Genomic DNA, 24,711 nt, shown 5'->3' on the forward strand with positions numbered 1-24,711 from the left:
CAGAATGTCCAGAACATGTTCACCGAGGCGTGAGGAGCGACAGCGCTGTCACCGTGCAGCGCGCCAGAGACGTGCGGGGTGGCTGACATCAGATCAGCCGCTGGGCCACCAATGCATCCGCTACCGCCTGGAAGGTGTTTTCCGGCACCGGGTCGCCCGCCACGCTTCGCTTTGCAATCGACTCGGCAAGACTTGCGTCGGGCCACAGAGCAATGCCCAGTGGCGCGGCGTCGGCCAGCAATGCGGCGGACTCGTGCTGTGCGGCGCGACAGACGACTATCGGCACTGGCGTTTCGCCGCGAACATAACGCACGCCCACCACCCAGCCGCCAGCATCGCCAATCATCAATGAAGCCCGCGCCAACCCGAGCTTGGTCGCCAGGGCCTGCATTTCGCGCCGTTGGCGCTGACGTTCGCGTTTGATCATCGGGTCGCCGTCGACGTCCTTGCGTTCGCGTTTCTGCTCGCTGTGGCTCATTTTCATTTCTCGACCAAACAGCCAGCGCTGCATCAGCACATCCACTGCACCAACCAGCAGAAACGCAGCCAGCACGGTGAACACCAGCGGTTTGAGGACCAGATAAAACGTCGATTCAATGCAGCCCTCACCACAGCGCGACGACTCCATCAGCGCTTGCAGGGCCTGACGACCGACCACATAGAACGCCAGCCCCAGCAGTACCACCTTGACCAGCCCCTTAAGAAACTCAATCAGGTTGCGCATCGCAAAAATGCGTTTGAATCCCTCGGCAGGGTTGATGCGTTTGATGTCCGGCTGAATGGGCTCCACCGAAAACACCACCCCACGCATCGTCACGATGTTGGTCAGAATCACCGCCGCGACCGTTACCGCCACCACTGGCAAGGTAATGCCGATGACGATCTGCTCGGCATGATCGAGCAGCCGCGGCCAGACATCGTTGAAGGGCTCGATGTAAATCAATGCCGCGAGATCAATCAAGGCCTCGACCTGCGCACGCGCCTTGGGCAGCAGCACCGAAATACACAACGTACACAACAGAATGACCATGCCGGAGACCAGGTCCTGGCTTTTTGCGACCTGACCCTTCTTGCGCGCATCGCGCAGCTTCTTGTCCGTGGCCGGCTGGCTTTTCTCCTCGCTGGATTCGCCCATCAGCCGCCCTCGACCGCGAGCGCCTTGAGCACCTCGATGGTGCCTCGGAACTGTGCCAGTTGATCGATCATCACCGGGATCAGAAAGCCGATGTAGACCACCATCAACACCGAGAAAAACAGATTCTTGACCGGTAATGACAGGTCAAAAATATGCAGACTGGGGGCCATGCGTGACAGATAGGCCAGCATCAGATCCGTGATCAGCATGGCGATCAGCAGCGGCGCGACCATCAACACACCGATGCGCATCACCTGATCGAGAATCGCCAGAATCGACGTCAACGCCGCGCTGCTGAACAGCGGTGTAAATTCGGTCACCGGCCAGAGTTGATAGCTGTGGTAATAGCCGTCCACCATCAGGATGAAGCCGCCGGACATGAAAAACAGCGTGATCAGCATAACGGTGAGCAAGGTCGCCATCACGCTCGCCTCCCCCTGTCCAAGCGGGTCGACCAGTTGTTCCATGGTCGACCCACGCTGCAGGTCGATCAGCTCGCCTGCCACCTCGGCGGCCCAGAACGGGATGCCGAACAACAGCCCGATCAGCAACCCGATCAGCAATTCCTTGATCATCAACCCAGCCAGAAAGAATCCGCTGTGCTCGGGCATGGAGGTGAACGCGGAGAAAACGGGAAGGATCATCGGCACCGAGATGGCGACCGCCACGCAACCCCGAATCATGCCGGTCAGGCCCAAACGGTTGAATGCCGGCGTGATGATCACCACACCCATGGCCCGCGACGCAGCCAGCGATGTCGAACTGATCACCGGGTAGGCAACTTCGATGAACGCGTTGGTCAGATCAGCGCCCATGGCTGTTCAACGCGTCCACAGCGGAAAATTGTCCAGCACCTGATTACCCAGCTCGGCCACCTGCCCTGCCAGCAACGGCCCGACGAATACGATGACCAGCAGCACGCCTACCAGCTTGACCACTTGCGGCAAGGTCTGGTCCTGAATCTGGGTCAGCGCCTGCAGCAGTCCCACGCCCAATCCCACCACAATCGCCACGATCAGCGCAGGTGCGGACAGCAGCAGCACAGTCATCAGCGCCTGATTCATCAGCGAAAGAAATACGTCCTGGCCCATGACTTCAGCCCCCGTAGCTTAAAATCAGCCCGTGCATCAGGCGTGACCAGCCACTGAGGGCCACGAACAGGAATATCTTCAGCGGAATTGAAATCAACGTGGGCGAAACCATCGACATACCCATGGCCATCAAGACATTGGACACCAGCAGATCAACGACCAGAAACGGGATGTACAGTAAAAAGCCGATTTCAAAGGCCCGAGTCAGTTCGGAGCTGACGAATGCCGGGATCAGCACCACCAGATCATCATCGCGCAGGTCAGCACGTGCCTCCGGTGACCAGATGGTTTCGGTCGCCTGCACGAAAAACCCGCGCTCGCTTTCGTTGGCGAACTTCGACAGATGTGCCTGCAAGGGCGGCCGCAAGGCGCTGCCCAATTCCTCGAGCTGCTGAACGTTCTGCAGACTCAGATCGCGGCCCTGCACCTGCCGATACATGTCGCCGATCAGCGGCGTGGTGACGTAGACCGACAGGATCAGCGCGATGCCGTAAAGCACCAGGTTCGGTGGTGTCTGCTGTACGCCCAGTGCGTTGCGGATCAGGAACAGCACCACGGATATTTTCATGAAACCGGTCAGGGTCACCACGGCCAGGGGAATCAGTCCGATGGTGGCAACGACCAGAATGATCTCGATCAAATTCGGCTGGTAACCGTTCATGAGCCGCTGAAGCCAAGCAGGCGCACGCCCAGACCGTCGCCGATGATCACCAGTTCACCACGACCGATACGGCGACCGTTGACCATCAGGTCCACTTCGTCATGCGCCTGGCTGGTAAAGGGCAGAACGCTGCCAGGGGCCATTTCGCGCAGCTGCGCAAGGGTCAGCTCCATGCTGCCCAACTGGCAGATCAGGGTCAGCGGCAAATCGTCCAGCGAGGCATCCAGATCGGCATCGGTGCTCATTTCACTCATCGGGTCATTCCTGTCAAAGGGATACGGAGAAAATGCAGGGCTGCCGGGACGCAACGCGCCTTGCCAGACCAGCGTGTCGCCCTGGCGTCTGACGACGGTCTGGCAGTGACGCCCCAGGCGCAGCAGCACCTGCGCATCGGCCAGGGTGTCGAGCATCACTACATCGCCCGGTAACAGGCTGCGCAGTTCGGCGTGAGTCAATGGCGCCTGCCCGGCTTCGATGCTCAACGCCAGACGCAAGCCTTGCAGCGGGTCACGCGTGACCGCGCAGTGCTGCTCAAGCAGCGCGCTCACCCGCTGGGCGCTGGCGGCGTCGAAATGGATTTTCAACGCCTGAGCCGGCTGATCGCCGGCGCGCACCTCGACGGCGACCTGCAGGCCCTTATGCGGTTGGTCGGGCGTGCATGGCACTACGCGCAGAGATTCGCCCAACAGCCCTTCCAGCGGCTCGATCAAGCTCAACCAGGCCTGTTCCAGCAGCAATGTGTCAGCGTCGGTTTCGATTGCTGCACCGGGCTGCCAGCCCAACCCCGAGAGCTCAAGCAGCCGCAGCGGGATATTCAGTTCGATCCGATGCTCGCCGAGCGCGATGGCCACACGCACCGGCTGCCGGCACTCGCCACTCGCGCTGGCCCAAAGCACCTGCACCGCTTGCCCGCCCAGCAGCACCGGCCAATGCTTCAGGGCGCGGTGCAGCCGGTTGTGCAGGTACAGTGCCTCACTGTCGAACTGCGCCAATCGCGCCTTGAGCACCTCGCGGCACGACGGATCGGCAGCAATCGGGCCGGCATACATCGTCATGGCTCGGTTCCTGATATCTGGGCAGATGTCACAGCGGTTGCAGCGGCACTGCCAGGCGCTGCTGGCTGATCGGCTTCGTCACGCTGTTCGGCCAGACGTGCATCACTTCGCACGCGCTGCTCCACCAGGCTTTGCCAGGCTTTGGTTTTCTGTTGCTGCTCCCTGTGAACGTGCCTGAGGCGCTCGCGGGCCTGCTCTTCGGTCTCAAGCGTCAGGGCCACGGCATCAGCATCGGCCTGCAACGCCACACGTTCATCATCCAGTTGCTGCAAGCGCTCCTGGGTCGCTCGCCAGGCGCTGACCGAAAGCCCCTCACTGAACCGGCCATATGCCTGCTCGGCTTCCCGAACGAGCTTTTCCCGGTGCAGACGCAAGGCTTCACGGGCCTGATCGAGCTCGCTGTTGGCCTCACGGCAGCGTTCACGTTGTGCAGCAAGACGCGCTGTGGCGCGCTGCTCACGCAGCACGCGCAGGGCCTGCAAGCTGTGCAAGTCAGCCGTTTTCATAAATCTTTCCCATGGCAAATGCCGTTCGGCATCGAAAGAGAACATGCATGCGATCAGTCATCACAGCGAGATGTACAAGGGGTGAGCAATCAACGTTCGAATTCATGCCAGCACCTTGCGCATCTGCATCAAGGTCAGTTCCAGACTGTCATGCTCGGTGGCGGGCTGACGCAGAAAGGCCTCAATGTCTGCGTGCCGGGCAATCGCCTCATCGGCCAGCGGGTCGCTGCCGGCCGCGTATTCACCCACCTGAATCAACAGCTCGATCTCCTGGCGCCGGGCGATGAGCTCGCGCATCCGCGATGCCAGTTGCCGGTGTTCTGTTGTCGCGATGTGGTCCATCAGGCGGCTTCGACTGCGCAGTACGTCGATTGCCGGAAAATGATCACGCTGTGCCAGATCGGCGCTCAGCACGATGTGGCCGTCGAGAATGGAACGGGTTTCCTCAGCCACCGGGTCCATGCTCGCATCACCTTCGGTCAGCACGGTATACAGCGCCGTAATGCTGCCTGATGGTCCAGGCCCGGCGCGCTCCAGCAGACGCGGCAACGCCGAGAAAAACGACGGCGGATAACCGCGCCGGGTCGGCGGCTCACCCACCGCCAGACCGAGCTCACGCTGAGCACGGGCAAATCGGGTCAGGCTGTCCATCAGCAGCAGCACGCTCCGGCCCTGGTCGCGATGATATTCAGCCTGGGTGGTCGCCACGTAGGCCGCCCTGACCCGCTCGGCGGCAGGCCGATCCGAGGTGGCAACCACGGCAACCGTGCGCGCCCGCGCCGTGGCATCCAGCTGCCCCTCCAACAGTTCACGCACTTCACGCCCGCGCTCGCCGATCAGGCCGATGACAATCACATCGACATTGCTGTTACGCACGATACTGGCCAGCAGTGAGGACTTGCCCACCCCTGGCTCGCCAAAAATACCCATGCGTTGTCCCTGCGCCAGGGTCAACAGGCTGTCGATGGCACGTACCCCAAGCGAAAGTGCCTTGACGATGCGCTGACGACTGAACGGCGCGGGTGGCTCGGCATGCAAGGGGTAACGCTGCAAACCGCTGGCAACCACCGGTGCAGGACCGTCGAGAAACTCGCCCATCGGGCTGATGACCCGGCCCAGCAAGGCGTCGCCGACCTGCACGCCCAGCGCCTGGCCGGTAGCGATGATCTGGGTACGGGTCGACAACCCTTCCATGGAGCCGATCGGCGACAGAATCGCGTCATCCTCATCGAACCCGATCACTTCGGCCGACAGCTCTCGTCCGTTTCCAGGGTCGCGCAACATGCACAGCTCGCCAATCCGTACCCCGGCCACACTGGCGCGCAACAACACGCCGCGAATGCTGCGCAAGGTGCCGCGCATCGGTCTGGGCTGGGCGAGCTGCAAGCGCCGCTGAAGACCGGGCAGCAGCCTGATCAGGGCCTCATTCAAGAAGCATCCCCTTCTGCCAACGGCAACAGCGCACGCCGCAGGTTGTCCAGTTGCGCGTCCAGCCCGAGTTCAACAGAGCCCGCCGGGCTACCCAGCCGCGCTTGACCGGCTGCCAGCTGATCGTCACCGACGACACTCAGCGACTTCAGTGCCGGCGGCGCCTCGTGGGCCAGCCGTCGACGCAACGCTTCGACGTCGGCACGCGGCACATACAGCGTCAGCGCCTGATCCTGACGAAACGCCGACAGTGCCTCTGCGGTGCAGCGCAGCAGGCGTTCGTGGTCATCCAGTTCGCCCAGCACCTGGCGGGCAATCCCCAGCGCCAGTTCAGCCAGCGAGCTTTCCAGCCCCGCCAGGTAACGCTCGACCTCGGCGCTGGTCTTTGCCAGCAACGCCGCGACCTGCTCGGCGCCGTCCTGACGGGCGCGCTCGAAACCTTCGGCGCGGGCCTGCTCCAGCCATTGCGCACTGTTTTCGCGAACCGACCGCGCCTCCTGATGAGCGGCCTCGACGAACGCGTAGCCGTCGATCCAGCGGGCCGCTTCGGCAGCGCGCACGATCCGTGAAGCGGGTCGGGTCGGCAGATCACTCATGGTCGTCGCTCCCGGTCAGCAGGCGGGCAACGGTTCGCACCACGGCCACCTGTCGTTCATCGCCTGGCTGAGGCTGATTTTGCGCAATGTCCAGACGCAGGCGCAGCCAGGCTTGCAATTCGATGGGTTGGGCCTCGAGCCAGGCGGCCACGCAGCGCGCACCATCGCGATCGATGGCCTGGACGAGTTCGACCGGTGTGCGCAGCAGGTTGGCGGCCCCGGCCAGTTGGCGCTGAGCGAGTGCCAGTGAAAAAGCATCGTCACCCAGAAATTGACGGTACTCGCTGACCACGTCACCACGAATTTCCCGACTCAGCGTGGCGGCATGCCAGACCGCGCCACACAAGCGCGGCAAACGTGCAAAATCTTCGTCGGTCAACAACAGAACAGCCAGGTCACTCTGCCCTGGCTGTTCCAGTTGCGGCAGTGGTTGCAGCTTGAAATGCGCATTCAACAGCTGCTCGAAGCGTGTAGCAAAGCGCGACGAATTGCGCAGTGAAGCCAGCGTGGCAGGATCGACATCGCGTTGCAGGCATTCGGCCAGCCAGCGTTCGCGGACAAACGTCAAAGGCCGCTCGACGAGTGCCTGCCACTGCTCGGTCAGCGCAGCATTCATGGTGCATCACTCAAGACATAGGTGCCCTCGACCCGGCGACGTTGCCAGAACTGACGACTCAGCAATCCGGCAAGCACCAGCGCGATCAGCAACAGGCTGCCGAACAGCCAGCGCGCCGCCGGAACATCATCCTCCAGCATCCACAGCCCGAAGAAGCTCGCCAGTTGCGGCTGCGCGCCGGCCTTGTCGGGGAGCGCTGCCTTGATGGCCGTCACCGATACACCGTCGTAGCCCAGCCCGGAAATACCATTGGCGACCAGGGTCTTGATCTGCGGTATCAGCACGTTGATGTCGGTGCGCGGGTCGTAGCGCACCAGCACCGAGGCCGAAGACGGCGAAATCACTCGCTTGAGCAGGTCATTGTCCGGCAGCACGACATGCACCCGCGCGGACAGAATGCCGTCGATCTGCGAAACCGTGTGTGACAACTCTTCACTGAGCGCATAGACCATCTGGGCGCGCTCCTGTACTGGCGAGGACACCAGGCCATTGCCCTTGAACACCTCGCCCATGTTGGAGAAGCTCTGCCCCGGCAAGCCTGCATCGTCCAGTGCTGCCATGGCCTCGGCGAAGCGCTTTTCGTCGACCATGACCTTGAGCTGGCCGTTGTCCTGCACCTTGCGCGACGCCGGTATGCCGTCGCGCAGCAACACAGCCAGCATGGCATTGGCTTCTCGCTCGCCAAGGTTGGTGTAGAGATCGATGTCGCAGGCCTGCAACAGGCTGGCAAGCGTGGCCACGATCAGCAGGCGCAGGACACGGCAGCGTTTGGACATGATTCATTGACCTTTGAGAAGGGTGTTGGCGGAGCCGGATATCTGGGTCGCCCCGCGCACCACCATCTGGGTTTCGATGGAGTAGTCGAACATCCGCCCCAACGACTGCACGATCTGATCGACCTGCGGCCCACCGACTTTGCCGGTCGTCTGAGCAGCGCTCGCGGCAGTTGTTGGCGGCTGACTGGCCGCCTGCGGCGCGCTGCCCTGGGTCAAGGCGTCGGCACGCTGGGAGAACTGCCGAGAGCGGTCGATAAAGCCGTCCAGCCGCTCCATCAGGTTGGTGCCGATCTGATGCGGGCTGGCGCCCTGCGGCATCCCCTTGGACGCCTCGGCCATGTGTTCGAAGAGGTTCTGCGAAGCCTGCGGCCCCGCGCCTCCTCCCGGCGACGGCAAGGCAGCCGCCGCCGGTGACGCAGCTAGATTCACAGACATGGTCGTACCCTATTCGGAGTCGTCATCGGACTGGGCTTCGTTCAGCATTTCCTGAGCTCGCGGCATGATGATGAACTGCCCGCCGATGGTGACGGCCTGAGTGATCAGCGCGTCGTTGAACTCACTGTCGCTGGAGGCCTGTTCGGCGTTCTCGACGGCGGCGTTGAAACGCGATTCCTGACTGGAAACATTGACGTCGACATTGCTATCTACGGAGTTGACGGACATGGGTAGTGCTCCTTTTGGGGTTACTGACGGTCGGTGGCGACTTGAGTGACGACACCGCCTCGAAACACCCGCACACCGCGTTCGCGCACCACGGGTGCGGCCTCGGCGACAGGTTGACGATCCACATGCTGCTGAATCTGCGCCAGATAAGCTGGCGGTCCGGACACGAACAGACTGTCGTTATCCGGGCTGACGCGACTGGACATCGGCTGGCCGGAGACCTGCAAGCGGGCCAGATAGTCCTGCAACTCTTGCAGCCGGGTGCCCTGCAGGTCGAAAACCCGCGTACCGACCTCATCAGCGCCCGCGATGTGCAGAACGTTACCGTCGAAGTACCAGCTCAACTGATTGGCATCGCACAGGCGGCCAAGAAACTCTCCAGCCGTTTCGCCGCGTACCGTACCGCGGGCGTTGCCGCGCACCTTGTCGGAGAACACCACGATCAGGTCGAGGTTCTGCGCGAACTCGGTGAGTGCACCGCGAATATCCTGGTCGACCAACACATAGGCATAAGGCTCTGCGAACCACTCGGGTTCGCGCTCCGACGCCGCGTTCAACGCACCGGGCAGTGAGCACAGCAGAATCACCAACAGCCGTAGCGCGATGCGCCACTCAGCCTTGAACAACGGCATGGCGCCCTCCCTGCCGGTTGCGGCGCTGCCTCGAACGCTGGCCCGCAGCGACGCGAAAAACCATGCTCAAAAAACGGTCGCAATTCAGCGCCGGGGCTATAAACTGGCGCTCGCCCGCGAAGACCGTCGACGGCTGAATAGCCTCGCCCCGTCCCCTTTCACAAGAGCCCTGTCCATGCCACCTCGTTCCATCTCCACGTTGTTGTTGCTCGGCTGCCTGACCCTGACGGCGTGCACGACCCAGCCCAAGACCGATGCCAGTTACGAGCGCTTCATGCAACTGGCCGCCGACCTGGAAAAACGCGGCGACTCGACGACGGCTGCGTCGTTCTACCAGCGCGCCACGCAACAGCCTGAAGCCGGCGTCGAATCGTGGCGTAAACTCGGTGCCGCACTGCTTGCCAGCAACGACACGCGCGGCGCGGAGCGCGCCTATCAACGTGCGCTGGAGCTCAAGGCCGATGACCCTGACGCCTTGTTGGGCCTGGGCACCGCGCAGTTGCGTCAGGGCAAGCTGCAACGCGCCGTCACCGTACTCAATCAGGCCGCGACTGCCCTGCAGCAGCCGCAGGCGTGGAACCGACTGGGCATCGCCTACATTCTCAGCGGTGAGGCCGACAAGTCCCAGAACGCCTTCAATACCAGCCTTCGTCTGGCACCGAACGATCTGGACACCCGCTGCAACCTGGCCCTTGCCTATGTGCTGGGTGACGACAATAAAAAGGCCCTGGAAACCATTGACCGCGTTAGCCAGTCGCCGCTGGCGCAACCCCGCCACCAGCGCAATCAATTGCTGGTGATGGTGCTCGCCGGTAAAGAGAAAGACCTCAAAAGCATGACCTTCGACGACATTCCCAAGGCCGAACGCAGCAAACTGATCGCCGAGGCTCGACGTATAAAGGCAATACCCGACCGTGCCGAACAGGCACGCGAATTGGGTCTGGTCGACGCTCGCTGAAATCATCGCGCCTCCCGAGTGTCGGTGTTGGCCTGCTGCTCCGCCTGACGGCGGCGCAGTTCTTCGCGGTCATAGCCATCGATGTACACCTGCGCGGCCCGCCCCACCGGGGCTGCCATCACCGGGCCGGTGCTACGGCCCTGCACCACGTCCGAGCGCTGCTCGACCATCTGCAACAGAATCAGATTGCTGGCGCAGCCCGGCGGCAGCAGCGGCTGAAAATCTTCCCCTACGCCAATGTCGTCCTGCGCAGCGGGCTGCATGCAGGCATCCGGCACCAGCTCCACGCGACCATCGGCGCGGGTCACCGCCGTGTAACCCGGCGAATAGCTGACCGGGTCAAGGTGAGTCTTGCAGCCTGCCAGCAGGCATAGCGTCATCAGAATCGGCAGGCGTGGCATGCTTGAAATGAGGTTCATGGCCGGTTCCTGTCAGTTCATGTAAAAGCCGAACGCGCCGCCACTGCGCGGTCCGGCCGCTGCGGTGCTGGCTGCGCGCTGCTTGTCCAACGGGGTGGCGGCCACACGCTCCTTGACCGGTTCGACCAGATAAGGGGTGATCAGAATCACCAGTTCGGTCTCGTTGCGCTGAAAGCGTTTGGAGCGAAACAGACTGCCAAGAATCGGCATGTCGCCAAGCATCGGTACCTTGTCCATGTCCTGACTGCTCTCGCGCTGGAACAGCCCGGCAATGGCGAATGTCTGGCCGCTGCCGACTTCCACGCGGGTGTCGGCACGTCGCACACGGAACGAAGGCACCTGGTAGCCATTGACGTCCAGCGTGGTGGTGCTCATCAGGCTGCTGACTTCAGGACGTACTTGCAGGGCAATACGGCCGTTGGGCAGCAGCGTCGGGCTGAACAACAGCGAGACGCCGTAAGGCTTGTATTCGATACCGACCACTTCACGGTTGACGGGCACCGGTACAGCCACTTCACCCCCCGCCAGAAAGCTCGCCGTCTGCCCGGTCATCGCCGTGATGTTCGGCTCTGCCAGCACCTCAAGCACACCATTGTTTTGCAACGCCTCAAGCATCGCATCGATGTTGACGTTACCCGAGGTGAGCCCGGCGCTGATGACGTTTGACGCGCCGCTTGCGGCATCGGCAGCCAGGCTGCCACCGGTCAGCAGGCCAAACGAAAAGGTGCCGTTATTGAACAGCGCATTCCAGTTCACCCCATAGCGCAGCAGTTCGGAGCGTGAAACTTCAGCGAAACGTACACGGATGTTGACCTGTGCCGAGCCTGCGTAAGTGGCGCTGTTGACCGTCGACTGAAAGTTCTGGCCCTCGGTGCTCAGCAAGGCATTCAGGTCGGTCGCTTCACCGACATCCTGGACGGCGCCGCTGGCGATCACACGGCTGCCGCTGGCATTGATGCGCGCCTGACTCTGCGGGTGAAGCGCCTTGAGCGGGCGGCTCACCGCTGCTGTGCCGCTGCTCACGGCGAGGCTCAGGGTCGCGGTTTCCCGACCCTCGCTGTCCAGCGCGATCAGGCTGGTCTGCCCGGCTGTTTTGCCGAACACGTAAATCACACCGGGCGATACCACCTGCAGGTCGGCAATGCCTGGCTCTGCGACCATGACCGAGTCCACCGGTGCCGAGAAATGCAGAACCCGGCCTTCGCCAATCGCCAGATCAACGGTGCCCTTGGCGCCTTTGGCGATGGTTTCGGCATTCGCACCGCCAGCGATGAGCAAGGCACTGAGCGCCAGAAACAACAGACGAATTACAGAAGCGGAACGGATCATGAGGCAGTCGCCAGAGAGGTGGCCGCGTCAGCCTTGGGGGCCGGGCGCGCAGTGATATCGGTCAGGCTGACAGTGCCGACCGCTTGAAGGTTGTATTCGCTGGCCAGCTCGCGATACGACAGCACAGGCAACTGCAGCTCGCCACGCAGGATGATGCGGCGCAGGCCGCGACGCAGCTCGGGGTGTACCAGCAATACCGTCGACTCATCTTCGGGCAGCACAGCGCACAGGCGCCGCAATTGTCCAAGTACGGTCCGCCCAATGTCATCGGGCAGCGCGTCACGATTTCTGTCCTGGCGGCCCAACGCGGTACGCAATTTTTCTTCGAGGGCAGGGGCCAGCACAAATGCGCTGATCACCCGGTTGCGATCGGCATACTGGTGGCTGACCTGACGCGCCAGCGCTGCGCGCAGATGTTCAGTCAGACGCCCAGCGTCGGCTTCGCGACCGCCCCACTCCACCATCGCCTCCAGCAATCCACGGCGGTTGCGTATTGACACACCTTCGGCAACCAGCAACCGCAATACTTCGGCAATACGTTGCAGGGGCAGGATGCGTAACGCCTCCTTGACCAGTTCTGCGTACTTGCCTTCAAGCTGCTCCAGCATCACGCGGGTTTCCTGAATACCCAGGAAATCTGCAGCATAGCGACGCAAGGTGCGCTCCAGCGTGGCGCGCAGGATTTCGTCGGCGAACAGAAAGCCGATGCCCGCCTCCTGCAACTGATCGGCATGCTCGCGATCTACCCAACGACCGGGACGCGAACTGATCGGCGAAGGGGCTTCGAAGGGCTCCACGGAGATAAGTTGTGCATGCAGCGGATCATCCTGTAGCAGCAGCGACGTGGCACTGAATTCACCTTCGCAGACCGGTACGCCCTCCAGCTCGACCTGAAAGCGATCTGCCGCCATTGAGCGATCCAGATAGACGTCCGGCACCGGCACCTCGACTCCCAGATCCGTGCGAATGTCGTGACACATGGCTTCGATGCGCTGGCGCAACGGCTGCAGGGGTGCCGCCTCGGCCAACCCTGCCCCGATACTCAACAGTACCTGGGTGTCGCGGGGACGCTCGGCATCCTCCTGCACGACGACCGGCTCGGGTTCAGTCGCCGACAGTTGCTCAGGTTGCTCGAGCTGTGCAGTGGGAAGGCTGGCCCGATGCTGACGACGCCAGAGGAAAAATGCGCTGCCGCCAAGCAGTGCCGCCAGCACTACGAATACCGGCATGGGAAATCCGGGCAGCAGCCCGACGCCAAGCAGAATCAATGCGGTCAGCCCCAGCGCCCGATGGCTGGCCCCCAATTGCCTGACGATTTCGGTGCCCAGGTCGCGCTCTTCGCCATCGCTGTTGACCCGCGTGACCACGGTGCCTGCAGCCACCGAAATCAACAACGCCGGGATCTGCGCGATCAGACCATCGCCGACGGTCAGCAGCGAATAAGTATGCGCCGCCTCGGCGAATGGCATACCCCGCTGAACCATGCCGATCATCATGCCGCCCAGCAGATTGACGAACAGGATCACCAGCCCGGCAATGGCATCGCCCTTGACGAATTTCATGGCACCGTCCATGGCCCCGAACATCTGGCTTTCCCGCTCCAGGCGCGAACGACGGCGCCTGGCTTCGGCCTGATCGATGTCACCGTTGCGCAGATCGTTGTCGATGCTCATCTGCTTGCCCGGCATTGCATCGAGGGTAAACCGTGCAGCGACTTCGGCGACCCGCTCGGCGCCTTTGGTGATGACCACGAATTGCGCCACGGTAATGATCAGAAACACCACCAGCCCGACCACGACCTGACCTGCGATCACAAAGTCGCCGAACGCCTTGACGATATGACCGGCATTGCCATCCAGCAGGATCAGACGTGTCGTGGTGATCGACAGCGAAAGACGAAACAGGGTGCTGAGCAGGATCAGCGGTGGCAATGCCGAAAATTCCACCGAATGATTGATGTAAAACGCGACGATCAGAATCAACAGGCTGAGCGCAATGTTCAGAGCAATCAGCACATCCACCAGGTAGGTGGGCAGCGGTATGATCATCATTGCGATGGCCATGAGCATGAACGCTACGATGATCACATCGGTGCGTTTCGAGGCAATTTCGGCCAGTCGGTTGAGGCGGTTCATGAGGGTCATTGCGCGGCCCTCCGGGCATCCAGATAACGTCTGAAACACTGACGTGCTTCGTCCCTGCGACCGGCCTTCCATAGTGCCCGGCTACGCAACAAAAGCAGGGACGGACTTTCGCCCTGCTGCTCGACCAGACGGTCCAGTGCAGCGAGGGCCCTGTCAGCATCTCCACTGTCAGTGAATGCCAGAGCCAGACTGTGCAATAGCGCGGTGTCGGTCGGCGCCAGCTGGATGGCAATCAGCAACATCACCAGTGCCCGCTGCGGCTGACCGCTGCGGCGGTACAGATTACCGAGCCCGGTCAACAACTCGACACATTCGCGGTCCTGGGCTGCACTCATGGCTGCACCTCGGCGCGTTGCTGTTCAAGCAAGAGACGCAATTCGATTTCCTCTCGAATCACCTCTTCAGCCAACTCGCGGATTTCAGGTTCTGCATCCAGCGCGGGCAGCACTTCATCAAGCACGTAGTGCAATACTTGCAGCGAGCGCGCCGGGCCAAACAATGGCGCGGCGACACCAGCGGCCTGCTCGGTCTGTTCAAGCTCGCCACGCAGTGAGCGACGGACCTTGCGCTCGCGTTGATCCAGCAGCGCTTCGAATCGCGTGCCTTGTCTGGGCTGCGTCGGCGCGACGCGCTCGACAGCTGGCAAGGACTCTGGAGAAGTCGGGGTGATGGGTCGCAGGTCGACTTTCATAATGTGAAGGCAAACCGTTCCTGACCACGCACCAGACGTACCTGATCACCTTCGATACTTTCCAGCATCCAGTCGTCCGCCAGTATCGCGCCGGGATAGACGCGCTTGCCATGCTCGTCGATGACATACGGATTGCGTCCGAACCAGACGGCTTGCAGGCGCACACGTGGTGTCGCAACCGCCGCGCTCACCTGAACATTGGGGGTCAGGACGATGCGCTGACCAAAGCGGCTGTCGAAACCGCGCTGAACCTTTAACCAGCTGCTTTTAAGATCGGCGGGATAGCTGCCTGCCACACTCAGCTGACCATCCTGCTCGTGGACGCGCAATTGACCAAGCCTGGCGTCGCGCAGTGCTTGATCCAGCCAGGTCCGGGCTTCGGCCAGCGTCGGCGCAGATACATTGACAGGCGCTGCAGGCATACCGACGGCACCGCGATGCGACACAGCCTCTGGCGGCGCACGAAACGCAAATGCAGTGGCGCATGTCACCAGCAGCAACAGCGCGCCCAACACGGGCAACTTGAATGCGTGCAGTTTACGCGGCTCAACGGACGAGGCTTTTGCAGGTCGAGTACTGCGCAAGCGCAGACGGCTTTGTCCAAGCGTCAGTTCGACGGGCAACCCGAGTCGCTGCCCATGCCCCTCGGGGATAAGCAGACTCTTGCCGAGCGCATCCATTGCGGTTACGTCGCCGCCCATCGCTTCAATGGCAACGAGTTCTTCGGAAAACCGCAGGCGCGCATGCTGCGCAGCGATACCGGCATCGCCCAGCACAAGGTCAGCCGTGGCGGCACTGCCGATTGTATAGAGCGGCCTGTCGAGCGTCAGAGCAACGCCCTGGTGCAAGCCGTGGAGAATTTCGAGCAATGCCACGCCATTATTCTGCTCGGCAGCGTCTGGCGTTGCGCTCAATGAAATCAGGGCTGTCATGATCGAGTCACCACAGTGTGATCTACCGGAAACGGCACGTCAGAGCCGGGTAAAGCTGTCGATCGAAAGACGTGGTGCAAATCGTGCAAGAAGCGAGTGTGGGCGGCAGCGCCGCCGCCCACACCACGACATCAGTTCTGAGGACGTTGCTTGGTAGCGTCCAGCTCTGCCTTCTTGGCAGTGGAGATTTCAGTGATCTTGGCCGATTTCTCGATAGCCATGTCAAAGGTAGCGGACATCTTTTCGATTGCCGCGTCCGAATTGCCGGAGCTTACTGGTGCAGTCTCACTCATGTTGTTTCTCCTTGCTTCGAGGGGGAAGTTTCAACTGCCGAGAGGCAGAGCAATATGCCATCACCGAACAGTGAACCCGGGACTGTTACTTGATGATCCCAGCAAGCAATGCGTTCACTGTTCCGCCAGATCAATACTACGCAAGGCGAATTATCGGATGCTGTGAAAAGTTGTGAAATTGCGTTTTCACAACCCGTTAAAACAATTAACTAACAATGATATCAAAATGATATTTATTACTGTCTTATTTCTGGAGAGATTAAGTTTTCAGGTATCAGCCACGCCACAGATACTGTGCTGCGTGGCCTCCAGGCGTACGAACTGATACTCGGCAGGCGTGTGAAACGTTGTGAAAACGCAGGCATTGATCTTCCTTATCGCCCGCCAAGTGTTAGTGTCTGCTCAGTAAGTTCACTGACCGGACATTCGTAAAACGAGAACCCGTTCAAACTATAGAAGTGTGCACTCGTTTTAACCATGCCCTGTGCAATGTGTTTGAAACTTCAGTGTCGCCAACGTGTATTGCCTGACTTTCAAGGCTGCTGCGCAACACATGGCGATTTTAGCGAGCGGCTGAAGTACATCTTGTTCAACGGCCAATCGCATCTACTGTCCACACCAGGAGTTACCCGCCATGTCGACGTCAACGGTCAGCCCGACACCCGCCCCCAGCCCTGCCCCCAGTGGTAACGCGAATATCCGCTTCAATCAGGTGCTGCAATCGAGCAACCGCAGCAGCACCTATCGTCCGGCAAGCGCGACCGAGAAAGCGCCTGCGCTGGGCGATTATGCGTCCATAGAAAAGCCGGGCACTGTCGCCGCCGATACGATTCGCTATGTGACAGAGAAAGGTGATCACGTACTGGTTTACCGGTCCACCAGCCCGGCGCTCTACCAGCAAGTGGTAGCGGATCAGCCCAGGCTCGCCGGCTTCAAGACCAGCGTGACGCAGGGCTACAAGCCGGCTGCGGCGGGTGCCGAGGCGCCATCGAACCTGGGTGGCTACCTGCGCATCGGGGCACCGGATGAAATGGGGCCGGGCCTGATTCGCTATGAGGCCGCCGACGGCAGCAAGATCATGGTGGCGCAACAAGACAACCCGGAACTGTTCAAGCAGGTCGCATCGGACTTCAAATCCCTTTCCGGCATAAACAGCAGCCAGCAGGAGGGCTATCGGGCGGCCGGCGCGGATGAAAAAATCCCCGCAAAACTGGGCGATTTCGCAGAAGTCGGTCCGGTCGACGAGGTCGGACCGGGGGTGATGCGCTATGTTGACCGCGATGGCAACAAAGTTGTGGTGTCCGAGCGCGATAACCCCGAACTGTATGCTGCCGCCAAGGATGCCTACAACTCGCTGACGGGGCTGAGCAAAAGCGAGTCGGAAGGTTACCGTCGCGCGGGCGACAATGAAGTCTGGCCGCCCGTGTTCGGCACCACCGTCGGCCCGCTGAACGAGGCTGGCCCTGGCACCATTCGCTATGAACACAACGGCGAAAAAGTGGTGGTCGCCCGTGATGACAATCCCGGCCTGTTCAAGTTTTTGACGGGACTGCAAAGCGTCGTTTCAGACCCCGAAAAACGCGCAGCGCTGGAAAAGGCGGTCAATGAAGGACAACTCCTTGCCGACGGCAACACGCCTTTACCGAGCCTTAACGACATCACCGAATTCAACTGGATACCCGGCCAGGAAGGCAGCCAGATCAGCTACAAGAATCAGAGCGGCGAAGTGATTGTCGTGACCCAGGCACTGACACCCGATCTGTTCGACAAGGTCACCACGCTCAAGGACGCTTGGGACAAGATCAACAGCAGCCGCGAAGAAGGCTACACGTTGGCAGGCCCCAACGATTTTCTGAAAAACCAGGACATCACCATCGGTTCGCCAGACGAGCTGGGTTCGGGGCTGATCCGCTTCGAGAACGACGACGGCAAGTTCATCGTCTCCAAGGACGCCAGCCCCCAGCTGTATGACGACGTGGTGCAGAAATGGAATGAGCTGGGCACCGGCAATATCAGTGAAACCCGCAGTCGGCATAACCTGCCCGGTGCGTCCGAAGTTGACCTCTTAGGTCAGAAAACCGGTGTGAAGGCTGACAAGGATGACGAAAAATCCGAAGAACTGAATGTGGGTGAGCTGGCGACCAAGGAGCTGCTCGACCAATACCGCGAAGGCGTAAAAAACGGTGATATCCCCAAGGACGATCCGCGCGCCAAGCTGGTCCGGGCCATCGAAGCGCAGGCCGCCTACGACAATGGCCGCGGCCTGACCGGCTACGAGGAGGCACAAGGTGCATTCGGCGGCACATGGCGAGAGTTCGACAGCAAGCAGACTCAGCTGAGCTCGGCGGACATGCACGACATCATTGACGGTGGCAAGCTGCAGGAGCAACTGACTACGCTGTTCTCCGACCCTACGGTGCAGCAGGACTACCAGAGCAAGCTGACCGATGCCGTGAACAAGGTGCCCAACAAGGACGAGATCAAGCAAAAACTGCTGGACCTCACCGCGAGCCCCGACTACGTACTTTACCTCAAGGACTTGCAGAAACAGGGGCTCGGCCAGGAAGCACAAAAGGACCTGAGCGACACGTTGTCCTCACTGGCACTGGTCGATCCCGAAGCCGCCAGCAAGGCAGCGCAGTCCATCCAGGCCGACGGATTGACCAGCGACCTCAATGACCTGGTGGCCGACCCTTCGAAAATCAGTGACGAAAACAACGCCCTCGCCACCAAGGATCTGTTCGGCCTGCTCAAGGCAGAACTCAAAGGCTTTCTGGTGGACATGCCGCGCTTCCTGCAGCCGACGTTCGAGAAATTCATCGAGGAAGGCGTCGTGGGCAACGCCAAACCTGCTGATATCGCCAAGGCGCTGAAGGAAGTGGGCGATGCTTATCAGAAAAATGGCAAAGTCAGTGAGGCCGACATAAAGACTGCCCTGTCCAAGCCTTATATTCCGGTCGCCGATCGCGGCAAGCTGGGCGAGATTTTCAACACGCTGAACAGCAAGGGTGTCATGGGCTCCGTCGCGGCTGGCGTGTCTTTGTTCTCGGCCATTTATCAAATGGTCGGGAATGGCGGCAAGCTCGGCGAGACACCGCTCCAGCGCCTGGCCATCGCCAAGGACTTCCTCAGCTTTGCCGGTGGCGCCAGCCATTTTGTGCGCCTGGCCGACAAGGTGGGTGACCTGATGGGCAAAGGCGGCCTGGTTGATTTACTCGGGCTGGACAAGACCGTGCCGGAAATCTGGGGCAAGCAGGACATGAAACCGCCGAAGGTTGAAGTCAGCCCCAGCGGTCTTTCTGCGGCACGGCTCGACGAGATCCGCAACGCACTGGACATCCCTGATGACACGCGGATGGCCGTTATCGGTGACCTGACCGGTAGCGCTGAAAGCGAACGCACCGCAATGCAAGGCATCTCTCAGCGACTGGACAGCGAGACCAAGTTGAAGCCGGGGATGGCCAGCAAGATTGCCGGTTCGGTGGTCAAGGTTCTCGGTCCGGCGACAGATCTGGCCGGCGGTTTCGCCGACATCGTGCTGGGAGCGTTTACCATCAGGGACGGTGTCAAATCCGGTGACAAACTGGCTCAGGCCGCAGGCGGTCTGCAAATTGCGGGCGGCGCGTTCGGCGCTTCAGCCGGCGTGTTGGGCACCGCCGCACTGGTGGGTGCAGGAGGCGCAGCGGCCACAGCCCTGGCCGGACCTTTCTTTCTGGTCGGGGTGGTGGTTGCGGTGGTAGGCGGAGTCATTGGCTACTTCGTGGACCACAACAAAAAGCAGAAAGCCTCCGAAAAGGAAAATGACTGGTATCGCGACCTGGCCGCTGACGGCCTGTTGCAGGCTGACTGGGGTGACAAGGTCGAGTACGCCCACTATTCGATCCATCACTACAGGGAGCGCGAAGCACCGGAAGACGACAGCCTGTTTCGTTTCCAGAGTGCCGAATGGAAGCATTTCGACGAGACGCCACAAGAGGACGGTTCATCGAGCAACCGCCTGGATGGCGAGTTGCATGTGGAATACGGCGAGACGCATAAATCACCGGATCAACAGCAGCGTGAAGATTTGAGAAACGCGCCCCGCTGGACTGGCCCGAAAATCTGAGTTTCCTCTGCGCAAACGACTCCAGGGCCGCCATCAGACGGCTCTGGAGTCAGGCGCTCTGCGGGACGATCAAAGCTTGCCGATCTCTCCGGTCGCCTCGCCAATGGTCGCCAGCGTGGCCTCAATATCATCGATTGCCTGTTCAAGCCCGACGAACGATTGCTGGATAGCTTCGCGGGTGTCTACCGTCTGCTGCCCCCTTAAACGCTCAACACGCTCCAGTTCACTGAGCTGCAGGTTACGCACCTCCGCCCTTAACGTTTGCAGTGTCTTCCAGACCAAACGGAACTGTTGCTGGCTGTCATGTCCCACCTTCGTATCCTCTGTCGATCGGCTCAAGTGCAAGGTTGAGACAGCCTGCAAACCGAATGCTCCACTTTATTGCGCGCTGTGGAACTGAAACCGCCGCCGGTCAGGCTTGATGTCCATCGGTTTGAATTTACCTCCGTTATCAGGATCACTTTTTCATGCCTGTACCGATTGCTGTCGCTGCCAGATCCTGAATGACGCTTGCTTGCGTACTGTAGAAAGCAGCGTCGCTGACGGTCTACGCTCGAACGAGCCAATGAACAGACCAACGCTTACCCTCTTTGGCCTTTAGCCTTGTGTAGCGTCAATGAAAAGGAATTTTCTACCATGGCCACTCCCGACACCTCATCACTGCGCCGGGCGATCACCGCTCCCATGTTGACCCTGTTCATCCTCGGCGACGTGCTGGGTGCTGGCGTTTATGCATTGGCAGGCACGATAGCCGGACGCGTCGGCGGAGCCATCTGGGCACCCTTGCTGATTGCCCTGTGCTTTGCCTTGCTGACCGCAGCGTCCTACGCCGAACTGGTGACCAAATACCCGCGTGCGGGCGGTGCCGCGGTGTACGCCGAAAAAGCCTTCGGCAAGCCGCTGCTCTCGTTTCTGGTCGGCTTCTCCATGGTCGCGGCTGGCGTTACCAGCGCTGCCGGGCTGGCCGTGGCGTTTGCCGGCGACTACTTTCAGGCGCTGCTCGACTGGCCTGCGCAGTGGGTCTGTGTAGCATTTCTGGTCATCGTCGGCCTGCTCAACGCACGCGGTATCAAGGAATCGCTTTCAGCCAATCTGGTCATGACAGTCATCGAGCTGAGCGGCTTGCTGATGGTCATCGCTGCGGCAGTGTGGTTCGTCAGTCAAGGGCAAGGCGTGCCGCAACGCGTGTTTGAACTGGACAGCGCATCCCCCGCCACAGCGATTCTCGGTGCCTCATTGCTGGCGTTCTATTCGTTCGTAGGGTTTGAAACTTCGGCCAATCTTGCCGAAGAGATCAAGGATGTGCGCAAGGTCTATCCACGCGCCCTATTCGGTGCACTGCTGGCTGCCGGCGCGGTGTACATGCTGGTTGGCGTGGGCGCAGCGATGGTCCTGCCGGTCGAGCAACTCAAGGATTCCCAAGCACCACTGATGGACGTAGTGAGTGCCTCGGGGCTCGGCATACCTGCGCCCTGGTTTGCGGTCATTGCGCTGATTGCGGTGGCCAACGGCGCGCTGCTGACCATGATCATGGCCAGCCGACTGACCTTCGGCATGGCCCGCGAAGGACTGTTACCTGCAGTGATGGGTTCGGTGCTGCCCAAGCGCCGCACGCCGGGGCTGGCAATTCTGGCGACCACGCTGGTGGCCATTGCCCTGTCCTTCACCAGCACCCTGACCATCCTCGCCGAAACAGTCGTGCTGTTACTGCTCTTCGTATTTCTCAGCGTGAACATCGCCGTGCTGGTACTCAAGCGCGACAAGGTCGACGCCGGGCACTTTCAGGTCCACTGGGTTATCCCGCTGCTGGGCATTCTTTCGTGCCTGTTGCTGCTCACTCAGCAAGGTCCGGAAACCTGGCTGCGGGCAGGCATCATGCTGGCGGTCGGTGCAGCGCTTTACGGACTGACCCGGCTGGGCAGCTCGGCGCTGGCGCCGCATTCTCGCTGAAACGCGGAAAGAATGGATTCAGACCGCACGCACGGGCGGTTTGCTATTTCAACTACCGCGGTAGTTACACTTTGGGCGGTTGATGAAGCGCAGTACGGGACTGAATCCGGCATGAAAGGGACGCTGATTCATGAGAACCAGCGCCCGGACAATTTAGCGCCGCTTCATCCGATCGATGATCACCGCCAGCAACAGGATCGTGCCGCGAATCACGTACTGGTAGAAGGTGTCGATGTTCTTGAGGTTCATCGCATTTTCGATAATCGCCAGAATCAGCACCCCGGCGATCACATGCCGGATCATGCCGATGCCGCCGCTCAGCGAAACCCCGCCCAGTACGCAGGCAGAAATGATCGTCAGCTCGAAGCCCTGCCCGATCATCGGCTGACCCGAGGTCATGCGCGAGGCCAGCACCACGCCTGCCAGTGCCCCGACCAGGCCGTGGACGGCGAAGATGATGATTTTGGTACGGTCTACGTGTACACCTGCCAGCAGCGCAGCTTCCTGATTGCCGCCGATGGCCATGGTGTTGCGCCCGTAAGTGGTGTAATTGAGCAGCCAGCCGAAGAATATGAAGCAGGCGATGGTGATCAGAATCGGTACCGGCACGCCGTACACCTGGCCATTGCCAAAGATGAAGAAATCCTCGTTGGAAACGCCTACAGCCTTGCCGTTGGAGAAAATGTACGCCAGGCCGCGCACGATCTGCATCGTTGCCAGGGTCGTGATCAGGGCGTTGATGCGCAGCTTGGCAATCACGATGCCGTTGATCAGGCCCACCACCAGTCCGAGCGCCAGAGCTGCCGAGACGCCCAGAAACACACTGTCGGTGTCGCGGATGACGATACTGGCGATCACACCGGAACAGGCCAGCACCGAGCCGACCGAAAGGTCGAAGTGCCCGGACGCCAGGCAGAAGAGCATGGTGCAGGCAGCGATGCCCACTGTGGAAATCGCCAGGCCCAGACCCCGCATGTTGAGCGGCGACATGAAGTTGTCGATGAACACGGCACACAAAATGAAGATTCCCACGGCAGCCAGGAGCATCACCCAGTCATCGGCGAAACGACGCAGGTTCATGCCCTGACGGGGAGCCTGCAGGCTGGATTCGGTAGACATACGCACCTCTTTTTTATTGTTCATGGTCAGGGACCGATTGTCAGCCGCGCGTGCGAGGCAGAGCCAATTGCAGAAGTCGCGACTCGTCAGCCTCGTCGCGATTGAGTTCACCGGTGATTGCGCCTTCGCTCATCACCAGAATGCGGTCTGAAATGCCCATCACTTCCATCAGATCGCTGGAGACCACAATCACCGCGATACCGTCTGCGGCCAGGTTGTGGATGATCTCGTAAATCTCGGACTTGGCCCCGACGTCGATCCCGCGAGTCGGCTCGTCCAGCAGCAGGACTTTCATGGGCATCGACAGCCAGCGACCAAGAATCGCTTTCTGTTGATTGCCGCCAGAGAGGTACATGATCTGCTGCTCGGGCGATGGCGTCTTGACGTTCATCGACTTGATCTGGCTGCGTGCGTTGTCACGCTCCCAACTGCCCTGAATCAGGCAACCGAGATTCACGTGCCGGGGGCGCGCACCGATGTTGATGTTCTCCGCGACGCTGGACAGCGGCACGATGCCTTCTTTCTTGCGGTCCTCCGGGCAGAGCAGAATTCCGGCCTCGATGGCATCACGCGGTGACTTGTGTGTCAGCGGTTTGCCGTCCAGTTGCAGGCTGCCTGCAGAGCTGCGGGTAAGCCCCGAGAGCAGCCGGAACAGCTCGGTACGCCCGGCGCCGACCAGGCCGAAAAAGCCCAACACTTCGCCCTTCTGCACGGCAAAGGTGACCGGCTCATGCAGGCCCGGCCCCAGCAGGCCGGTGACGCGCAGACTTGGCCCCTGATGCTGACGCGGACGGTAGTTGTAGATGTTCTGGATATCGCGCCCGACCATACAGGTCACCAGTCGGTCGTGATCAAGATCAGCCATCTGTTCGAAGGTTTTTACAAAACGGCCGTCCTTGAACACCGTCACCGCATCACAGACACGGAAGATTTCTTCCATGCGATGCGACACGTAAAGAATCACTCGGCCCTCGTCGCGCAGGCGCACGATGATCGCCATCAGTCGGTCGATCTCGCGCGCCGACAGGCTGCTGGTGGGCTCGTCGAAGGCAATGACGTGGGCATTGCGCGACATGGCCTTGGCGATCTCGACCAATTGCCGCTGCCCCAGCGAAAGATCGCCCAGACGTGTGCGTGGGTCTATCTCGTCAGCCAGGCCCTTGAGCAGCTCGCTGGCCCGGCGGTACATCGCACCGCGATTGATCAGACCGAAGCGATTGGGCATGTGCCCGAGCAGCAGGTTCTCGGCAACGGTCATTTCCGGCACCAGATGCAGCTCCTGGTGAATCACCGCCACGCCAGCCGCGATGCTCTCGGCGGTGGACTTGAACTGGTAGCTCTGCTCGCCGATCTGCAAGGCGCCGCTGTTGGGCTGATAAGAGCCGCCGAGAATTTTCAGCAGCGTGGATTTACCGGCACCGTTTTCACCCATCAATGCATGGACGCTGCCGGGGCGCGCTTCGAAACTGATGTCCGAAAGCGCCTTGACGCCGGGGAAGACCTTGCCGATGCCGTTGAAGCGCAAGGCACCGCCTGCGGCGTATTGCTCGATAGCCTGTTGCATTAACCAATCTCCTCGCACGTGTGAGGGGCCTGAACATCAGGCCCCTCG

General features: G+C 60.8%; 26 protein-coding genes. 3 read left to right on the plus strand and 23 right to left on the minus strand.

Annotated features, from left to right (window positions below):
* Nucleotides 1-88: 88 nt before the first annotated feature.
* The 13 genes from PCPL58_RS16620 to PCPL58_RS16680 form a co-directional block, all read right to left on the minus strand.
* On the minus strand, nucleotides 89-1,135 hold the full coding sequence (locus PCPL58_RS16620) for an EscU/YscU/HrcU family type III secretion system export apparatus switch protein (protein ID WP_003434215.1): 1,047 nt from the start codon (nucleotides 1,133-1,135) through the stop codon (nucleotides 89-91).
* Nucleotides 1,135-1,950: a type III secretion system export apparatus subunit SctT gene (gene sctT / locus PCPL58_RS16625; RefSeq protein WP_003369214.1), complete on the minus strand. Its 816-nt coding sequence runs from the start codon at nucleotides 1,948-1,950 to the stop codon at nucleotides 1,135-1,137. The genes PCPL58_RS16620 and sctT overlap by 1 nt, the downstream gene beginning before the upstream one ends.
* Before the next feature lie 6 nt (nucleotides 1,951-1,956).
* Entirely contained in the window at nucleotides 1,957-2,226 is a 270-nt protein-coding gene (locus PCPL58_RS16630) for an EscS/YscS/HrcS family type III secretion system export apparatus protein (protein WP_003369212.1), read from the minus strand.
* A 4-nt stretch (nucleotides 2,227-2,230) separates the two neighbouring features.
* On the minus strand, nucleotides 2,231-2,887 hold the full coding sequence (gene sctR / locus PCPL58_RS16635) for a type III secretion system export apparatus subunit SctR (protein ID WP_003369210.1): 657 nt from the start codon (nucleotides 2,885-2,887) through the stop codon (nucleotides 2,231-2,233).
* The gene (gene sctQ, locus PCPL58_RS16640; protein WP_065349949.1) at nucleotides 2,884-3,942 is read right to left on the minus strand and encodes a type III secretion system cytoplasmic ring protein SctQ; all 1,059 of its coding nucleotides are present in this window, start codon (nucleotides 3,940-3,942) and stop codon (nucleotides 2,884-2,886) included. The genes sctR and sctQ overlap by 4 nt, the downstream gene beginning before the upstream one ends.
* Nucleotides 3,939-4,448: a hypothetical protein gene (locus PCPL58_RS16645; RefSeq protein WP_003369203.1), complete on the minus strand. Its 510-nt coding sequence runs from the start codon at nucleotides 4,446-4,448 to the stop codon at nucleotides 3,939-3,941. The genes sctQ and PCPL58_RS16645 overlap by 4 nt, the downstream gene beginning before the upstream one ends.
* A 102-nt stretch (nucleotides 4,449-4,550) precedes the next feature.
* Complete coding sequence (locus PCPL58_RS16650; RefSeq protein WP_065349950.1) at nucleotides 4,551-5,879, minus strand: FliI/YscN family ATPase; 1,329 nt, start codon at nucleotides 5,877-5,879, stop codon at nucleotides 4,551-4,553.
* Entirely contained in the window at nucleotides 5,876-6,472 is a 597-nt protein-coding gene (locus PCPL58_RS16655) for a FliH/SctL family protein (protein ID WP_003369199.1), read from the minus strand. Before PCPL58_RS16655 ends, PCPL58_RS16650 begins: the two co-directional genes overlap by 4 nt.
* On the minus strand, nucleotides 6,465-7,088 hold the full coding sequence (locus PCPL58_RS16660) for a type III secretion protein (RefSeq protein WP_065349951.1): 624 nt from the start codon (nucleotides 7,086-7,088) through the stop codon (nucleotides 6,465-6,467). The genes PCPL58_RS16655 and PCPL58_RS16660 overlap by 8 nt, the downstream gene beginning before the upstream one ends.
* Nucleotides 7,085-7,864: a type III secretion system inner membrane ring lipoprotein SctJ gene (gene sctJ, locus PCPL58_RS16665; protein WP_003434222.1), complete on the minus strand. Its 780-nt coding sequence runs from the start codon at nucleotides 7,862-7,864 to the stop codon at nucleotides 7,085-7,087. The genes PCPL58_RS16660 and sctJ overlap by 4 nt, the downstream gene beginning before the upstream one ends.
* A gap of 3 nt (nucleotides 7,865-7,867) precedes the next feature.
* Nucleotides 7,868-8,299 (minus strand): hypothetical protein, encoded by a 432-nt coding sequence (locus PCPL58_RS16670; protein ID WP_058397008.1) that lies wholly within the window; start codon nucleotides 8,297-8,299, stop codon nucleotides 7,868-7,870.
* 9 nt (nucleotides 8,300-8,308) lie between these two features.
* Nucleotides 8,309-8,527 (minus strand): hypothetical protein, encoded by a 219-nt coding sequence (locus PCPL58_RS16675; RefSeq protein ID WP_003369190.1) that lies wholly within the window; start codon nucleotides 8,525-8,527, stop codon nucleotides 8,309-8,311.
* 20 nt (nucleotides 8,528-8,547) lie between these two features.
* Complete coding sequence (locus tag PCPL58_RS16680; RefSeq protein WP_003369189.1) at nucleotides 8,548-9,159, minus strand: hypothetical protein; 612 nt, start codon at nucleotides 9,157-9,159, stop codon at nucleotides 8,548-8,550.
* A gap of 175 nt (nucleotides 9,160-9,334) precedes the next feature.
* Between PCPL58_RS16680 and PCPL58_RS16685 the strand changes: the two genes are divergently transcribed.
* On the plus strand, nucleotides 9,335-10,117 hold the full coding sequence (locus tag PCPL58_RS16685; RefSeq protein WP_042930740.1) for a tetratricopeptide repeat protein: 783 nt from the start codon (nucleotides 9,335-9,337) through the stop codon (nucleotides 10,115-10,117).
* A gap of 2 nt (nucleotides 10,118-10,119) precedes the next feature.
* On the opposite strand, the gene PCPL58_RS16690 is transcribed toward PCPL58_RS16685, so the two are convergent.
* The 7 genes from PCPL58_RS16690 to PCPL58_RS31545 form a co-directional block, all read right to left on the minus strand.
* Nucleotides 10,120-10,536, minus strand: coding sequence for a hypothetical protein (locus tag PCPL58_RS16690; protein WP_003369187.1), 417 nt, complete (start codon nucleotides 10,534-10,536; stop codon nucleotides 10,120-10,122).
* A 12-nt stretch (nucleotides 10,537-10,548) separates the two neighbouring features.
* Nucleotides 10,549-11,865, minus strand: coding sequence for a type II and III secretion system protein family protein (locus tag PCPL58_RS16695; protein ID WP_003369185.1), 1,317 nt, complete (start codon nucleotides 11,863-11,865; stop codon nucleotides 10,549-10,551).
* Nucleotides 11,862-14,009 (minus strand): type III secretion system export apparatus subunit SctV, encoded by a 2,148-nt coding sequence (sctV, locus tag PCPL58_RS16700; protein ID WP_065349952.1) that lies wholly within the window; start codon nucleotides 14,007-14,009, stop codon nucleotides 11,862-11,864. The genes PCPL58_RS16695 and sctV overlap by 4 nt, the downstream gene beginning before the upstream one ends.
* Entirely contained in the window at nucleotides 14,006-14,344 is a 339-nt protein-coding gene (gene sctY, locus PCPL58_RS16705) for a type III secretion apparatus assembly chaperone SctY (RefSeq protein WP_003434227.1), read from the minus strand. The genes sctV and sctY overlap by 4 nt, the downstream gene beginning before the upstream one ends.
* Nucleotides 14,341-14,700: a hypothetical protein gene (locus PCPL58_RS16710; RefSeq protein WP_003434228.1), complete on the minus strand. Its 360-nt coding sequence runs from the start codon at nucleotides 14,698-14,700 to the stop codon at nucleotides 14,341-14,343. Before PCPL58_RS16710 ends, sctY begins: the two co-directional genes overlap by 4 nt.
* Nucleotides 14,697-15,632 carry a SctD/MshK family protein gene (locus PCPL58_RS16715; RefSeq protein ID WP_065349953.1) on the minus strand — a complete coding sequence of 312 codons (936 nt, stop codon included), beginning with the start codon at nucleotides 15,630-15,632 and terminating at the stop codon, nucleotides 14,697-14,699. The genes PCPL58_RS16710 and PCPL58_RS16715 overlap by 4 nt, the downstream gene beginning before the upstream one ends.
* 131 nt (nucleotides 15,633-15,763) lie before the next feature.
* On the minus strand, nucleotides 15,764-15,925 hold the full coding sequence (locus tag PCPL58_RS31545; protein ID WP_003369172.1) for a hypothetical protein: 162 nt from the start codon (nucleotides 15,923-15,925) through the stop codon (nucleotides 15,764-15,766).
* A gap of 634 nt (nucleotides 15,926-16,559) precedes the next feature.
* Here PCPL58_RS31545 and PCPL58_RS16720 point away from each other — a divergent pair.
* Nucleotides 16,560-20,030, plus strand: coding sequence for a hypothetical protein (locus PCPL58_RS16720; protein WP_065349954.1), 3,471 nt, complete (start codon nucleotides 16,560-16,562; stop codon nucleotides 20,028-20,030).
* A gap of 69 nt (nucleotides 20,031-20,099) precedes the next feature.
* Here PCPL58_RS16720 and PCPL58_RS16725 read toward each other — a convergent pair whose 3' ends face one another.
* Nucleotides 20,100-20,342: a hypothetical protein gene (locus tag PCPL58_RS16725; RefSeq protein ID WP_042930737.1), complete on the minus strand. Its 243-nt coding sequence runs from the start codon at nucleotides 20,340-20,342 to the stop codon at nucleotides 20,100-20,102.
* A gap of 324 nt (nucleotides 20,343-20,666) precedes the next feature.
* Here PCPL58_RS16725 and PCPL58_RS16730 point away from each other — a divergent pair, with 324 nt between their 5' ends.
* Entirely contained in the window at nucleotides 20,667-21,980 is a 1,314-nt protein-coding gene (locus PCPL58_RS16730) for an APC family permease (protein WP_065349955.1), read from the plus strand.
* A 153-nt stretch (nucleotides 21,981-22,133) separates the two neighbouring features.
* On the opposite strand, the gene araH is transcribed toward PCPL58_RS16730, so the two are convergent.
* Together araH and araG are read right to left on the minus strand one after the other, a co-directional pair.
* Nucleotides 22,134-23,099: an L-arabinose ABC transporter permease AraH gene (gene araH / locus PCPL58_RS16735; protein WP_003369163.1), complete on the minus strand. Its 966-nt coding sequence runs from the start codon at nucleotides 23,097-23,099 to the stop codon at nucleotides 22,134-22,136.
* Nucleotides 23,100-23,139: 40 nt separating this feature from the next.
* Nucleotides 23,140-24,663 carry an L-arabinose ABC transporter ATP-binding protein AraG gene (araG, locus tag PCPL58_RS16740; RefSeq protein WP_065349956.1) on the minus strand — a complete coding sequence of 508 codons (1,524 nt, stop codon included), beginning with the start codon at nucleotides 24,661-24,663 and terminating at the stop codon, nucleotides 23,140-23,142.
* Between the last annotated feature and the right edge of the window lie 48 nt (nucleotides 24,664-24,711).

Source organism: Pseudomonas cerasi (assembly GCF_900074915.1).
Classification (GTDB): Bacteria; Pseudomonadota; Gammaproteobacteria; order Pseudomonadales; family Pseudomonadaceae; genus Aquipseudomonas; species Aquipseudomonas cerasi.